The sequence below is a fragment of the Lunatimonas salinarum genome, from assembly GCF_017811155.1.
Lineage (GTDB): Bacteria > Bacteroidota > Bacteroidia > Cytophagales > Cyclobacteriaceae > Lunatimonas > Lunatimonas salinarum.
The window spans coordinates 214,316-229,491 of sequence record NZ_JACVCV010000006.1; the positions used below are offsets into that span (position 1 = coordinate 214,316).

Annotated in this window: 14 protein-coding genes and 1 riboswitch; of the genes, 5 read left to right on the forward strand and 9 right to left on the reverse strand. The window is 46.8% G+C overall.

Going from position 1 to position 15,176, the window contains the following annotated elements:
• Window positions 1-22: 22 nt before the first annotated feature.
• The gene (locus IAQ59_RS09410; RefSeq protein WP_209330541.1) at window positions 23-559 is read right to left on the reverse strand and encodes a DinB family protein; all 537 of its coding nucleotides are present in this window, start codon (window positions 557-559) and stop codon (window positions 23-25) included.
• Between the two features lie 135 nt (window positions 560-694).
• Here IAQ59_RS09410 and IAQ59_RS09415 point away from each other — a divergent pair, with 135 nt between their 5' ends.
• Window positions 695-1,474, forward strand: coding sequence for a sugar phosphate isomerase/epimerase family protein (locus IAQ59_RS09415; RefSeq protein ID WP_245189522.1), 780 nt, complete (start codon window positions 695-697; stop codon window positions 1,472-1,474).
• Window positions 1,475-1,590: 116 nt separating this feature from the next.
• The gene (locus tag IAQ59_RS09420; RefSeq protein ID WP_209330543.1) at window positions 1,591-3,162 is read left to right on the forward strand and encodes an amidase; all 1,572 of its coding nucleotides are present in this window, start codon (window positions 1,591-1,593) and stop codon (window positions 3,160-3,162) included.
• 112 nt (window positions 3,163-3,274) lie between these two features.
• Here IAQ59_RS09420 and IAQ59_RS09425 read toward each other — a convergent pair whose 3' ends face one another.
• Window positions 3,275-4,450: a trans-sulfuration enzyme family protein gene (locus IAQ59_RS09425; protein WP_209330544.1), complete on the reverse strand. Its 1,176-nt coding sequence runs from the start codon at window positions 4,448-4,450 to the stop codon at window positions 3,275-3,277.
• Between the two features lie 128 nt (window positions 4,451-4,578).
• A riboswitch (SAM riboswitch) is annotated at window positions 4,579-4,678 on the reverse strand.
• A gap of 268 nt (window positions 4,679-4,946) precedes the next feature.
• On the opposite strand from IAQ59_RS09425, the gene IAQ59_RS09430 reads away from it, so the two are divergent.
• Entirely contained in the window at window positions 4,947-5,627 is a 681-nt protein-coding gene (locus IAQ59_RS09430; RefSeq protein WP_209330545.1) for a DUF2461 domain-containing protein, read from the forward strand.
• A gap of 40 nt (window positions 5,628-5,667) precedes the next feature.
• Here the strand turns inward: IAQ59_RS09430 and IAQ59_RS09435 are convergent, their stop codons facing one another.
• From IAQ59_RS09435 to IAQ59_RS09460, 6 genes are all read right to left on the reverse strand, one after another.
• The gene (locus tag IAQ59_RS09435; RefSeq protein ID WP_342450692.1) at window positions 5,668-6,549 is read right to left on the reverse strand and encodes a Cof-type HAD-IIB family hydrolase; all 882 of its coding nucleotides are present in this window, start codon (window positions 6,547-6,549) and stop codon (window positions 5,668-5,670) included.
• Between the two features lie 32 nt (window positions 6,550-6,581).
• Window positions 6,582-6,731: a type II toxin-antitoxin system antitoxin gene (locus tag IAQ59_RS09440; RefSeq protein ID WP_209330546.1), complete on the reverse strand. Its 150-nt coding sequence runs from the start codon at window positions 6,729-6,731 to the stop codon at window positions 6,582-6,584.
• Window positions 6,721-7,218: a hypothetical protein gene (locus IAQ59_RS09445; protein ID WP_209330547.1), complete on the reverse strand. Its 498-nt coding sequence runs from the start codon at window positions 7,216-7,218 to the stop codon at window positions 6,721-6,723. The genes IAQ59_RS09440 and IAQ59_RS09445 overlap by 11 nt, the downstream gene beginning before the upstream one ends.
• The gene (locus tag IAQ59_RS09450) at window positions 7,215-7,709 is read right to left on the reverse strand and encodes a hypothetical protein (protein WP_209330548.1); all 495 of its coding nucleotides are present in this window, start codon (window positions 7,707-7,709) and stop codon (window positions 7,215-7,217) included. Before IAQ59_RS09450 ends, IAQ59_RS09445 begins: the two co-directional genes overlap by 4 nt.
• A 4-nt stretch (window positions 7,710-7,713) precedes the next feature.
• On the reverse strand, window positions 7,714-8,562 hold the full coding sequence (locus IAQ59_RS09455; RefSeq protein ID WP_209330549.1) for an SPFH domain-containing protein: 849 nt from the start codon (window positions 8,560-8,562) through the stop codon (window positions 7,714-7,716).
• A 293-nt stretch (window positions 8,563-8,855) separates the two neighbouring features.
• Entirely contained in the window at window positions 8,856-9,770 is a 915-nt protein-coding gene (locus tag IAQ59_RS09460; RefSeq protein ID WP_209330550.1) for a hypothetical protein, read from the reverse strand.
• Window positions 9,771-10,353: 583 nt separating this feature from the next.
• Here IAQ59_RS09460 and IAQ59_RS09465 point away from each other — a divergent pair.
• Window positions 10,354-10,824, forward strand: a complete 471-nt coding sequence (locus IAQ59_RS09465; RefSeq protein WP_209330551.1) for a (2Fe-2S)-binding protein — start codon at window positions 10,354-10,356, stop codon at window positions 10,822-10,824.
• A 1-nt stretch (window position 10,825) separates the two neighbouring features.
• Window positions 10,826-12,958: a xanthine dehydrogenase family protein molybdopterin-binding subunit gene (locus IAQ59_RS09470; RefSeq protein WP_209330552.1), complete on the forward strand. Its 2,133-nt coding sequence runs from the start codon at window positions 10,826-10,828 to the stop codon at window positions 12,956-12,958.
• Between the two features lie 70 nt (window positions 12,959-13,028).
• Here the strand turns inward: IAQ59_RS09470 and IAQ59_RS09475 are convergent, their stop codons facing one another.
• On the reverse strand, window positions 13,029-15,164 hold the full coding sequence (locus IAQ59_RS09475) for a c-type cytochrome domain-containing protein (protein WP_209330553.1): 2,136 nt from the start codon (window positions 15,162-15,164) through the stop codon (window positions 13,029-13,031).
• Between the last annotated feature and the right edge of the window lie 12 nt (window positions 15,165-15,176).

Sequence of the window (15,176 nt, forward strand, 5' to 3'; positions counted from 1 at the left end):
AGGAAATGCAATTTATATAGATTTATTGGTAAAGGATATAATTCGGTGGTTTGATGCCATTCATACGCAAATACACGACCAACTGACCTCGGTGGTGGGCAATGTGATCGGCGGCTAGTAACAGAAACTGCCGACCGGTACGGCGAAGCTGTCCGTATTGATTGATTTCTCCCAGTCGGCTCGGGTCAAATTGGGCAATGTGTCCCGCTGCCTTATCCATTTCTTTTTCCAGCACCTCGATGATCTCCTTTTTTGTCATACCTCCAGCCTGGTAATCTTTTGTCCGGTAGGGCGTATTCAGGCCCTCAAATCGGCTGAATATGTGCCATTCCACCGTTACCGCGATGTGCATAAGCTGTTCAGCAAAGGACATTTCATCCGGAGTGGGGCGAAAGTCATAGTGTTCTTCCGGCAATGCCTCGGCTATGGTCAGCATGTACCGCTTAGATCCTTCCCATCGCTCTAGGAACTCCTTCATAAAAGGGTCTGATTGAGCCTGCAAATGAGAAGCGGCCAATAAGGCGACCGCTAGAAGAAAGGTTTTTGTTTTCCACTTCATAGGTGATTGGTGCTTTGGGAAATTTGGCTAATTTTAACGAATATAAAATTTAAAACCCTGTTAAAGTAATCATTTATTATGAAGCCACATATGTTCAAAACGTTATTTTCCGTAATATTTTGCTTAGCAAGCTTTATGGCCCAAGCCCAAAGCAGTATCCCAGAAGATTGGAAACTAGGCAGTCAGGCATACACCTTTCGGCTGTTTAGCTTTGAAGAGGCCCTCGAAAAATTGAACAGCATAGGAGTGAAGTATGTGGAGCTTTATCCGGGGCAAAAGATCTCCAAGACCGGTGAGGCTACTACGGCCTTTACGGCAAGCGTACAAGAGCTGAACCTCATAAAATCCCTGCTTGCCAAATACGACATACAAGCTGTCGCCTATGGAGTAGTTAGTCCCAACGACGAGGATTGGCCCAAAGTATTCGCCTTTGCAAAGGCGTTGGGCATTGAAGTGATCACCACCGAGCCGCGAGCCAATCAGCTAGACCTAGTGGAAAAACTCTGCGAAGAACACCAGATCAAAGTGGCCCTGCATAATCACCCCGTGCCTTCCTTCTATTGGCATCCGGAGGTTCCGGCCAGATTGTTGGAAGGGAGAAGTCCCCTTATGGGCGTGTGTGCCGACATTGGCCACTGGATAAGGTCTGGCGTAGACCCCATTGATGCCCTGCAACGATTAGAAGGCCGTATCCACAGCCTCCACATGAAGGATCTAAATGCCCGTGGCGTGCGATCGGCCCACGATGTGCCTTGGGGAACCGGGACCTGCAATGTGGCAGGCGTCCTTCACGAGCTCCATCGGCAGGGATTTAAAGGGGTCTTCTCCGCAGAGTACGAACATAATTGGGAAAACAGCCTGCCGGAAGTAAAGGAAAGCATGGAGTATTTCAAGCGGGTTTCTGCGCAATTTTAGCCTGCATTTATTGACGAATAAGTTTGGGTTTACGTCATAACGAATACACCATGCACAACCAAAACACTACAAAATTGCCATCAAACCACCGGTATTTTGGCTCACCTATTTTCTTAATGCTTACCCTTGCAATGCTCATTACCTGGGGGGCGTGCCAGCCAAAGGATCCTCAGGTAGCGAATGCCTATGAAGCGGATTCATTCCCCTATTTGGAATGGGGGATAGCTGATTTTCAAGCAAAATACGATGATGGTAGCCTATCTATTGAGGAAGTAGTCCGTGCGTACCTGGCACGTATCGAGCAGCTCGATCAAAACGGCCCCGAGCTTCGTTCTGTGTTGGAAGTCAATCCGGATGCGTTGGATATCGCCCGACAATTAGATCAAATGCGCGGGCAAGGAGAGAAAAGGGGAGTCTTGCATGGTATCCCCGTTTTGCTGAAAGACAACATTGACACCCATGACGGGATGCATACCACCGCAGGTTCTAGGGCACTGGAAGGTTCCAAGCCATTGCAGGATAGTCGTGTGGCGAAAAAGCTACGGGAAGCCGGGGCAGTAATTATCGGTAAGGCCAATCTGAGTGAATGGGCAAATTTTCGTGGGCAACTATCCAGCAGCGGGTGGAGTGGGCTGGGAGGGCAAACTAAAAATCCTTACATACTTGACCGGAATCCCTGTGGGAGTAGTTCCGGGTCTGGAGTAGCCATTTCCGCAAACCTCGCCGTAATGGCGGTCGGTACAGAAACCAACGGGTCCATCGTATGCCCTTCTACTGCCAACGGAATTGTGGGCATCAAACCGACCGTAGGCTTGATCTCTAGGTCCGGTATCATACCCATTTCCTATACCCAAGACACACCCGGCCCAATGACCCGAACGGTGAGGGATGCCGCCATCAGCTTGGGTGCCATGGTGGGGCTGGACCCCGCCGATCACAAAACCAGCGACAGTGATGGCAGATACCTGACCGACTATACTCCATTCTTAAAGGCCGATGGTCTGAAAGGAAAGAAAATCGGCTGGATGAAATCAACCGCTGGAATCAACTACAAAGTGGATCAGCTTATGGAAGAAGCCATCGCGTTTATGAAGGAACAGGGAGCTGAAATTATTCCGCTACAGGAAATATCGCCTCCCGGAACCGGATCCTATTCTTTCGAGGTAATGCTCTATGAATACAAAGACGGGCTGAATAAGTATTTTAGCTCCTTGGGTCCGGACGCAAAGATAAAAAGCCTAGAGGAGCTAATTGAGTTCAACAAGCAGGATCCCATAGAACTGGCCCATTATAATCAACACTACCTAGAACTTGCCTTGGAAAAAGGAGATTTGAACAGCCCTCAGTATCTGGAGGCATTGAACAAACTCCGTGAAAACAGTCAGGACAACGGTATAGACAAAGCCCTGAAAGAACACGGCTTGGATGCCATCATCGCACCTACCGGAAGTCCTGCATGGAAAACGGACTGGACCAACGGGGATTATTACCATCTCGGAAGTTCCTCACCCGCAGCACATGCCGGGTACCCCAGTATTACGGTACCCATGGGTATGATTGATGAGCTTCCGGTAGGAATTTCCTTTTTCAGCACCGCATGGTCCGAGCCGGTATTGATAGAGTTGGCCTACGCCTTTGAACAAGGTACAAAGGCCAGAAGAGTCCCTAAATTTCTTGCTCCCAAGTAGTCGTCTTTTCCCCTAATGGGTTTTGCATTCCCATCGGTGGCTTTAAACGCCGTCTCCTGTGCCATGAAACCAATGATCTGCCGTTCCGTCAGTTACCGTTGTCCGTTTCCGTCTACCTGGACTTTATTAGTGCCTGTTCTATGTCCTGTATTATATCATCGACGTGTTCCAGCCCTACCGATAGGCGAACCAGGCCGTTTAGGATGCCCACCCGCTCTCGTTCCTCTTCGGTCAGCTTGCTGTGAGTGGTAGAGGCGGGATGCGTGATGATGCTGCGACTGTCGCCCAGATTGGCCGTTACCGTGATCATTTTCAGGTGGTCAATAAAACGTTTTGCTCGCTGAAGGCCTCCTTTCAACGTCAAGGTAATGATTCCGCCTCCGTGTTTCATTTGCTTTTTCGCCAAGTGATATTGCGGGTGCGAAGGTAAAAATGGGTACTTAACGAATTCAATATCGGTACTTTCTTGGAAGTAGGTTGCTACTTTCAATGCATTTTCGCAGTGCCGATCCATACGAACCGCCAAGGTCTCCATACTTTTGGCCAGTACCCAAGCATTAAAGGGTGAGAGGGAAGGTCCGGTATGCCGCATAAAAAACTGGACCTCATCGATGTATTTCTTCTGACCTAAAATCAACCCTCCCAGAACCCTACCCTGTCCGTCGATAAACTTGGTTGCACTGTGGGTCACAATGTGTGCACCCCACTTGGCCGGCTGCTGTAGGTAAGGGGTAGCGAAACAATTGTCTACCACCAGAATCAGCTTGTGGGCGTTTGCCATGGCTGCGATGTACGCGAGGTCAATGATTTCTAATCCTGGGTTGGAAGGGGTCTCGATGAACAGCATCTTGGTATTGGGCTGGATCAGCTCCTCCCAGCGTGCGATGTCTTTGATGTCCCCGTAGGTATGTGATATACCCCATTTGGGAAAGACACGGGTAAGCAGTTGGTGCGTGGATCCGAACAGAGACCGCGACGCGAGAATATGGTCCCCTTGGGACAAGAGTGCTGCCATGCTGCCAAACATAGCCGCCATGCCCGAGGCAGTGGTGAGGCCCGATTCGGTGCCTTCTGCCGCACACACCTTGGCTATCAGGTCACTCGTGTTCGGGTTGGCATAGCGGGAATAGATGTTTCCGGGGATTTCGTCGGCAAACATCTGCCGGGCCTGTTCCGCAGAATCGAACACAAAACTGGAACTGAGGTAAATAGGAGACGAGTGCTCGCGCTGGTCAGAAGCAGATTCGGTAATTCGTACGGCTTGGGTCTCGAAATTTTTATACGACATGGTAAATTTTAGTTTTGACGAAGGGATGGAGGTTGAACTGGCAAAGCAAGTCACGCGAAAAAAACAACGCCAGTACAAACGCGTGATTGATAAAGAAAATGCCGGAAATTTGCTGGGTCATATAGTCTAATTTATCGTTCCCTTTCGGGCAGGTATTGGCACCTTTCCGCAAAAGGAAGGTTGCCAGAGGTTCAAAGAGCCTGTTCTCTCCCCTCTTCTGTATAAATCAGTTGCCTGAAGTGTGCCACAAAGTAAATGTAGCGAAATTGGAAATCCAAATGGTGGGCTTAAATAGGTTGGAAAACTGATTGGGTTTTGGTTTCGCTTTTCTTTAGTGTAAATTTTGATTGTCAAAAAGCCATATTTACCAAACCAACTAGATGGCCAATGATGTTATGTTTACCTAAGACATTTTGGAGTCATGCCAAACCCTGTGGTCTTGGTTTCAACTCTATCTGAATTATCTTACAAAATCTTCAAACGTACCCGATGCCTTATGGAAAGTCCTTTGATACCCTTTTTACGAGATCTTGCAGAAAACAACCACAAAGAATGGATGGATGGTCATAGGGGGCGCTATCTACATGCCAAGGAGTTTTTTTTGATGGAGGTAGCCGAATTACTGCAGGGTATGCTTGCATTCGAACCGTTGCTTGAATCTTTGAAGCCCAAAGATTGTGTTTTTCGGCAAAATCGGGACATCCGGTTTTCTGCGGACAAGCGACCTTATAAAACAAATATGGCAGCTTATTTCGCGGTGGGAGGAAAGAAAAGTTTGGGTCCCGGCTATTACCTACACGTGGAGCCCGGGCGCAGTTTTTTGGCCTGTGGGGTTTGGATGCCGCCTGCAGACACCTTAAAGCGTATTCGACAGGAAATCGACTATTCAGGTGCGGAATTGTATCAACTGCTACAGCACCCCACGGTCAAGGGGTATTTCAATGGATTGGAAGGGGATCAACTCAAAACCAGTCCCCGCGACTATCCCGCAGATCATCCCTACATCGACTACCTGCGGCATAAGAGCTTTATTCTTTCGAAGCCACTTACCGATGATCAAGTGACTAATGGGGTGTACAAGATGCTCGCATTGCAGGCTTTTGAGCGTGCTAAGCCTTTTAGCGATTTCCTTTCCCGAGCATTGGAGGAGGTGGAGGACGGAAGTGGACTAATCTAAGGGTAAAATACCCTAAAACCATTGTTGGAGAAAGGGTACGTTACAACAAAAACGACTCGATCGCAATAGCTACGCCATCGGCTTTGTTGCTAGCAGTCAGGTGTTTTGCTACCGCCTTTACTTCATCGCGTGCATTCTCCACCGCTACGCCGAACCCAACACCGGAAATCAACTCCACATCGTTGAAGTTGTCGCCAAAGGCCATTACCTCTTCCATGCTGAAATCAAACTTGTTCTGTAACAATAGGGCCAATGCGCTGGCTTTTGAGATTTGTTTAGGAGCAATCTCTATGTAGGTATCCTTTGATCGGTATAGGTGTAATTCGGTTCCTAAAAGCTCTTCTAAACGTTTGTAAAGGTACTGTATTTCAACTTCCTCTCCCATGCACATCACCTTGTGGGCACCGCTATTGGATTTTTCCCATATATCCAAAACCTCTTTACCTGATTTTAGGATGGATTTTACTTTGGTGACAGTTTCTTCTTTTTCTGTCCAGCGATCGGCCTTAGGGGCATACCAATCATCTGCAGAGTAGAAGCTCACATGAATGGAGGTGTTTTCCGTCAGCTTCAAAATTTCTTTGCAATGTAGAAGAGATATGTAAGTGGAATCAATCGGTAGCATCTGTTTGGATTCCTGATCCCATGCCAGTAGGTATCCTCCGTTATAGCAGATCAATGGCTGATAAGGCCTGCCCAATTCCTCGAGCAAGTGGGTCATTGCGGAGGGCATGCGAGAGGAGGCCAAGATTACCGGGAAGTCCTTTGGTAATTGGGAAAAGGCCGCTTTGGTTCTAAGTGAAAGTTGGCGATTCTTATCTAACAATGTCCCGTCTATGTCGGTACAAATAGCCTGTATATTCATGGAATAGGTGGTGCAGCGTGACTGGACAAAATTACCAAAGGCGGTAGGGTTTGCCAAGCCATGTCAATGATTAATGGAGTTTATTTGCTTTAGGGGAGCCTTCCGGCTTTTTTCAGTGCCTCGTGGATAATCCACTCCAGCTGACCATTGGTACTACGGAATTCGTCCGAAGCCCATTTTTCTACAGCCTTCATCATCTGCTCGTCTATCCGTAGTGCAAAGGGTTTCTTATTCGGCATTTCGCTGAAGTTTTTGCTGGTTGAACCACTGAATAGCCCCAAGAGCGGCTTCGGGTTGTTGGGTGCCTAACAAGAATTGTTTCTTTTTGGTTTTTACCATTATCCCATGGTTTCCACCCGTATTGTACACCCAATACTGGAAATTTGTTCGGATCCCCCAACCCCCGAACTTGCGAAGGGAATTGTACCTTATCAATGAAAGGCTCTCTATGTCTTCCAGGGGATAAGTCCTTTCGGCCAGCAAGGGGAAGTAGCGAAACCTTAGGTGTCGTTCGTCTATCTTCACATCCAGCTCAATTACAAACAATAGCACAGCCACTGAGATCAATACGAAGACCGCAACCAAAGCTCCCTGCCAGTCGTTGAGATCCTCCTGCAGCGTGGTCTGTGCCAAGATCCATAACGCCACCACTGCGGTAAGAAAGATGGTTAGGCAGATCCATAAATCTTTGAATTTTTGGGTTTCCTTGAATATCGTTTTGCTCATGATTTATCCTGCTCTACTTGCCATACTTCGATTAACTGCTGTAAGTCCCGATGTCGGTGAGTACTGAAAATTAGTGTTTTAGGGGTGCTCCATCGCTGGATTTCCAATACATGGTCACTAAAGAAAATATAAGCCGTTCGGGTTTTGCTGATCCGTACGCCCACACCTCCATAGTCCATCAACCCCGCTGATTTTTTTACTGTAACGGAGCGGATATCTGAAAGGGGGATTTTCTTCCAAGTGTAAAGGAAAGGTGGGTTTCGAAAGGAAATGCCCGTTTCATCAGCCCGAAGCTCCAGCGAGATACTTAATACAAAGAAGAAGGTGACCGCCAAGATCCCAAAAACCACGAGCAGCACTTTCCACCCTTCATCGCCAAGATTTCCGGTAAAATGAAGGGTCGTGAGTAGGATGAGTGTGGGTGCTTCCAGCATAATCATGCCCCACATCAGTATGCTTCCCATAAAGTTTTGCCGCTCGTTTACCACCATGATCCTAGTTGTTTAGGGTTCCTACGTTCAATACCGGACTTGCCGAACGGTCTGAACACAGCACCACCATCAAATTGCTCACCATGGCTGCTTTCTTGTCCTCCTCAAAATCCATAATCCCTTTTAGCTTGAGGTCTTCTAGGGCCATTTCTACCATTCCTACTGCACCATCCACGATTTTGCGCCGCGCAGCCACTATCGCAGTGGCTTGTTGCCGCTGTAGCATCGCAGAGGCTATTTCTGATGAATAGGCAAGATGGGAAATCCGCGCCTCTATCACCTTAATGCCGGCGTGATTAAGCCGCTCTGATATCTCCTCTTCGAGTGAATGGTTGACTTCTTCTACGCCTGACCTTAAGGTGATTTCTGCATTTTCAGCTTCAAAGTCATCATAGGGATATTTTCCTGCCATTTTTCGTACCGCTGCGTCAGTCTGAAGGTGTACAAAGTTTTCGTAGTCTTCTACATCGAATGTTGCACGGAACGTATCCTCCACCTGCCAAACCACGATGGTACCCACCATGACAGGGTTACCGATTTTATCGTTCACTTTTAGAGGTTTGTTTTCAAAGTTTCTCACACGAAGCGATATCTTTTGCTTTATCATGAAAGGATTCACCCAAAAGAATCCATTTGCTTTCACGGTCCCCTTGTATGCGCCAAACAAAATCAAAACAACTGCCTTATTGGGCTGAAGCGTAAAGAACCCGGGAAGTAAAAGGAGGGTGCTTATTGTACAAATAATGCCTACAGGTGGAATTTTGTAGACAAAGGAAAGTACAGAGCAGGTGGCTAGGAGGAAGGTACTTACCAAAACGGTATAGCCGGAGGAGGGAGTGACGATTTTTTCCATTTTTATCTATTATTTTTTGATATCAATATGATATACGTTTGATGTTGAAATAAAGTTTTGTATTCCCTGTTTTTTTCTGATTGAATTTCAGGAAAATCAATGGAATTGTAAGGTCGGTTGTAGGCCATTAACGACCCGTGGTGACTTTAACTCGGGGAGTGCGTTTTCTTTGTTCGAAGGCTACTAAATTTCAAAAAGTTATCTGATGATTTTTTCGAACAGGTAAAGTAGGTTTTAGCGGACACTGAAGGCTGCAGGAAAAAGGGAAAATCGCGGAAAGTTAGAACCCTTGATCACGAAATGTTTTGCAGGTAGGTATTGATAGCTTCCTTTTCTTTGATGGTAACTTTTATTCGTTCGTGCACGATTCTCTCAAATAGTGGAAGGTTCATAGGCTTGACTGTGGAGAGGCACTCATCGAAGGCCTCAAGGGCTTCATCGTACAATGCTGTAGCAATGCCGCTAAGGTAAATCAGTTTATGCAGTTCTTCTGCGGTAAACAGGCGTTTGTCCAGGTTTTCGTTTTCCAAGTATTCGGATAGGTGAACCCAGGCGTAGTTTTTTAAACCAAGAGTAGTGTCAGAGGTGAATCCGATGATTTCATTGGGGATGTTAAATCCAATGGTAAAATAAAAGAGGGCCTCGCGAAGGTAGTAATAGTTGGTTTTTGCCTTTTCATTTGTAAGGTGAAATAAGGCGTCTAGGGGCAAATAAAGTAGGGAATACTTGAATTTCAGCAGTTCATGATAGGCGGCCTGATTCCATGCCTTTTTACCGGTTTTTTTCACGGAACTCAACGAGACTTCATGAAAGTGGTCTCTTAATCGTTCTTGGAACTTATTCCAAAAGCGTGATTTTGCAGGGATCACCTCATTCAAAAGTTGTTGGGAAGCACTGATTGCGAGGATGCTGTCACATAGCGGTGATTTGATTTCAGAACCTGTCATCTGTAGATCCAAAATTGGGTCAAGTAGGTATATACCCATGGCTCCTAAAAAAATGGCGGTACTTATGGTGATTTGATCCTCCTCATCAATTTCTCCAAATGCAGGAGATAGTGAGTAGCAAAGTGGTATGAGGTAATCCCTTTGGTGCTGAGGCAATTCTTCGTTCAAGATGCGCTCACGCAGCGGGTTGGGTAGCTCTAGGGATTGTATCCTTGAGTACACTACTTGATTGAGCGTTTGAAGTTGCTGTTTGGTGTTCATGGAAAAAAAGAACAATTGGATTTCCTCAGTTATTCAAGTGAATCCTTTTTATTAATGATTTTGTCGCAGGTTACAAATGGTAGAAAATTCAATTAGGTAATTTTTTACGGGTCAAATCTCCGCAGCCAGCTTACACTATTTAGATAAGAGCTTTATCCAAACCCAGTTATATACATGATCTTTTTACGAGGGAAAAGTTAATTAAATTGGTTTTTAATTTCAATTTTATGCGGTTAAATTTTTACCTTTTCATGTGAGATAAAATTTTTTTAATTTGAAATGCATTTATTTATAGATGTATGATAATTATCGTGGGTTGATGAAAGGAGACAAAGGCAAAAGCGGAGGTGGGGCTGAACTTGCTGGCCCGGAAGTCAGGCAAGCAATGGGTTGAATAGGGTGTGATTTACTCCCTATTCTTTTTGCTTGTTATTAAGCTATTTAATGGGTAATTTGGATGTTCCGCCCATTTAGGGACAAATTATAGACACATGAAATCGAGCACGACGCAAGCGACACACGGAGGAACGATTGTAATACGTGCGAGATTCCATCTGACCGCTTAAAGACAAATTATAAACAGATGAAAATCAACATAAACGGAAAGGAACATACCGTTAACGTGGCTGGAAATCCCATGCTATTGGAAGTTATTCGGGAGCAATTAAACCTCACAGGTACCAAATATGGATGTGGTGAAGCTGTTTGTGGTGCCTGTAAGGTTATGATTAATGGGAATTCTGTGCCAAGCTGCATTACGCCGGCTGTATCTGCACAGGGCAAAAATGTGGTAACCATTGAAGGATTAGCTTTTGATGGTGAACTACATCCGGTGCAGCAGGCCTTTCTCGAGGTTGATCCTTTTCAGTGCGGGTACTGTGCGTCGGGAATGACGGTCACTGCCGCTGCATTTTTGGAGCGAAATCCATCACCAAGTAAAGAAGAAATTGTGGATGCCATGAACGGGAATATTTGCCGTTGCTGCACCTATCCTCAGCTCGTGGAGGCGATTTTTCAAGCGGGTAAGAAAATGGACTTAATCAAAAATCGATAAGATGAAGAACGGGACAGCGAAACCTCCCCATTTATATCCGGAGCAAAACGAGCGGTGTGAAATTGAATTCAAGCAGCAGCCCATCAGCAGACGCCGATTTTTTAAGCGAATGGGTCTAGGGATAGCTTCCTTTGTGGTGGCATCGGATATTATTTCTGCGCATGCTGCTGATTTTTTAGGTTTTCAGGTAGGCGAAGACAGCATCGCTGCGTGGATACATGTGAATGAAGAGGGAAAGATTACTGTGATGACTGGAAAGGTAGAGGTAGGACAAAACATTCGCACGTCTTTGGCACAAGCTGTGGCGGAAGAATTGTATGTTTCGATGGAGGATGTCCATTTGATCATGGGGGATACCCAGTTGACTCCCTACGATAGGGGAACATACGGTAGCTTAACCACCCCTCAGATGGCTCCGATCCTGCGAAAAGCAGCTGCATCCATCCGTGAGATGTTGAAGGAAGTGGCAGCCTCTGATTGGTCGATATCCAAGGAAATGCTTCGGTTAGCGCAGGGTATCGTATACCATCCCACCAATGGAACCCAACTCTGCTACGCAGCATTGGCTAAAGGTCAAAGGCTGTTGAAGCCTGTAAATCAAAACGTAGCACTTGTTCCTGCTACTGAATGGCAGATTGCCGGTAAATCCATTCCAAAGGTAGGTGGTGCTTTGTTTATTACCGGCAAGCACCGCTATGTTTCCGATATGGTATTACCGGATATGCAATATGGCAAGGTGCTACGTGCCCCGTCTTATGGGGCTAAGCTGATTGCTGTCAACACAGAAAAGGCAGCGGCATTACCCGGTGTCAGAGTAGTTAGGGAAGGCGATTTTGTAGCCGTTACGGCTCCCGATAGCCAGACCGCTACCTTGGCCTTGGCGTTGATCGAATCGGAGTGGGAAAAAACAGCGCAGGTGTCCAGGGATGGTCTTTTTACCCATTTGAAAGCTTCTGCACGTGACACAAAAGCTCCAGCGGATAAGGTGAAAGCGGCCTTGGACTCGGGAGTCAAGAAAATGGAGTGTAAATTTTTGGTCGACTACATCGCTCACGTACCACTTGAGCCAAGGGCTGGGTTAGCTGAATGGAAGGGAGACGCGGTCACTGTATGGACAGGTACGCAGCGTCCTTTTGGGGTGCAGGAAGAGCTTCAGCGTGCCTTTGGTATGCCCAAAGAAAAAATACGGGTGATCATGCCCGATACAGGCTCAGGATATGGCGGAAAACATACCGGCGAGGCGGGCATAGAGGCAGCCCGACTGGCCAAGGCGATTGGTCGACCGGTAAAGGTGATCTGGACCAGGGAAGAAGAATTCAAGTGGGCCTATGTGCGGCCTGCAGGAGTGATTGAAGTTTCCTCGGCCTCGGATCAGAATGGAAGTCTCGTGGCATGGGAAATGTATAATTATAATTCTGGAGGAGCAGGAATCGAAATCCCCTATGATGTGGCAGCGAAGCATCACCAGTATATCCCTTCCGATACGCCTCTGAGACAAGGTTCGTATCGGGCGCTGGCATCAACAGCGAATATTTTTGCGATTGAGTCGCAGGTGAACGATCATGCAGTCGAGTTTGGAATTGATCCATTAGCGTTCCGGGAGCAGCATCTTTCAAACGAGCGCTTACTCACGGCACTTCGTGCCTCGGCAAAGAAGTTTGGGTGGGGCAAGGCAAAGTCTCCCGGTACTGGTTTTGGTATCGCTTGTGGTACTGTTAAAGGGGGGTACGTGGGAACTTGCGCAGAAGTACAAGTCGACGCAAACAGTGGAGAGGTTTCCGTAAAACGGTTGGTGGTTTCTTTTGAATGCGGAGCAATTATCAACCCCCGGCATTTGGAGGGGCAGGTTATAGGCTGTGTGCTGCAGGGCTTAGGTGGGGCATTGTTTGAGGCCGTGGATTTTAAAGATGGAGAGGTGTTAAACCCGTTTCTTTCCACTTATCGGGTGCCCCGGTTTCGGGATGTGCCGGCCATTGAAGTGGTTTTAATAAACCGCAAAGACCTGCCATCCGCGGGGGCGGGGGAGGCACCGATAGTGGGGGTCGCACCTGCTATCCGCAATGCCATTTACGACGCATCTGGTGTGAGATTATATAGCCTTCCTTTGGTGCCAGGAGGAAGGCTGAATGTGTAAACGGTCTAGCCGGCTTTTTTGCAATGCTATATTGGGGTAACCCAAACGATTTTTTGATTAAGGTGTTTTTCTAATTTATGACAAGTTCATCTACCATGATCCAGCCTTGTTGTCCTTTTGCTCCATGCCATTCGGGAAGTTTGGCGATAGGGTGTGCAACCAATTTGAGGAATTTGGTGTCCTCTGATTGAAAAGGAATAGGAACCCTGGTCAGCATACCTGGATCCTCTTTTTTGGGTTGGCTTGGGCGATGTTTTGTTTCCAACTTCCACTCATCCGCGTCGCCTTTTTTGGACCAAATTTCAATTTCCTGTGGAGGGAACATCCAACCACCGCTGTTATACCAGATAGATAGGGCCATATCTGATATGGGAGTGGGTTCCTCGAATTCCATTTCAACCTCCAAAGGTGTGAAACGAAACCCTAACCAATTGAGGTTCCAAGAATCTTTTACCGCTTTGTTTCCATCAAAAAGGCTACTGGCACCATCTCCTTTGTATCGGTCTGCGGGAGGGTATTTTAAGGTATAGTTCTTGGGGCTTTTTGCAGATTGGATAAATTCCGCAGAAGTAGGATCACTACCCGTCCATCCGGGGGCAAATGCCCTCGCCTTTAGCGTTAGATTTTCGGTAATCTCCAATGGGCCCTGGTAGAGGATGTGGTTGCTACTGTCCGGTTCTGTGCCATCGAGGGTGTAAAAAATACTCGTTCCTTGGATGGGATGCTGGATTTTCACTTCCATTTTATCTTTGAAAAACGCACGATCGAATTTAATGACTGGAGGATTTAGCTGGTAAACAGTGCCGTCATCTTTGTAACCGGTCTCAATGGTTGTGTTGGGGAGAGCTGATTTTAGCGACTGAAGCTGCGCATCTTCCAAACCGGTGTTCCATATATACAGATGGGTTAGTTTTTTCAGCTCGGAAAGGTGTGTAATGGCTGCTTCATCCAGCGCATTTCCAGAGAGAGAAAGCAGCCGTAACTGTTCCAATTCTTTTAGGCTTTTGATACCCTCTCCGGAGATATCTGTAAAATTCAGAAATAAGCGTTCCAAGTTAGGGAAATTTCCAAGTATGGCCATATCCTCATCTTTCAAAGGCATGTTGTTAAGATTGATGGAGACGGTTTGCTGATAGATATCTTTGAGTTCGGACAATGACTGCGGATCAAAAACAGATCGACCAAAGTAACTAACTGATAAAGCAGGCGAATCCATTCCCAACGCTTGAACCTTTCGGTAGAAGTTATTGAGCCCTTTGACGGTATTGGCATCAGCTGCCTTAAAATCGTAGGACTTGGCATTGGTAAACTTAGTTGCTGCCAATAGAAAAATAGAACTGGTATCGCTATAGGCCACTAATTTACGGTCAAGGTCTGAGCCATTGGCGATCCAAGCTTCCAATAGCGCTATTTCTTCTTCGGATAGTTGTGGTTTGCCTTTTGGGGGCATATGCTCCTCATCTTCAAGAGGAAGTAAAATCCGCTGCACAAGCAGGCTGCCTTGCGGGTCGTTTTCTACGAAGGCAGGGCCGGAGTCTCCTCCCCGTTGCAGTAATTCAGGCTTGTCCATTCGTAGCCCTCCTTTTTGCTTAGAAGCTTTGTGGCAACTCACGCATTTTTGTTCCAAGATAGGCATCACCACGTGGGCGAAAACCTCTGCATCCTCCAGTGCCACCAAGGGGGCCTCCGAAGCAAGTGGAGCTGTGACAAAGCCCTCTCCATGGGTAATGGAGGCACCTAGGTGACCAGATACCAACAAGCTTACTCCGATTACCCCCATGCCGGCTTTTTGCCAAACAGGGAAAGGTTGGTGCAGGTACGTATATAATAGAGATGCAAGCCAGAAGACTGCCAATCCGGACCATTTATGCCAGAGTAATTGTTCTTGGTCATATCCCGGCTCATGGGACAAAAACAGCCCAGCGATTACGGTAAATGCCGTGGTGAGACATCCAAGTAACAGTAGGTTTTCTCCGTATTCCAATCCGTCTTCTTTGGTTTTGGCCCAATGGGGAACTAAAAGTAGAACCAGTGCGAGCAGTAGGATGACGATCGGAAAATGAAGCAATAAGGGATGCAACCGGCCAAAGACATGTAACCAATCAGGAATAGCCAGTCTGCCCTCGGCAAAAACCAACACCAAAACAAACGCATGGGCGGCAAACAGCACCTGTCCAGCGATTGTTTTCCATTTTTCTGTAATCATAAAATAACGGTT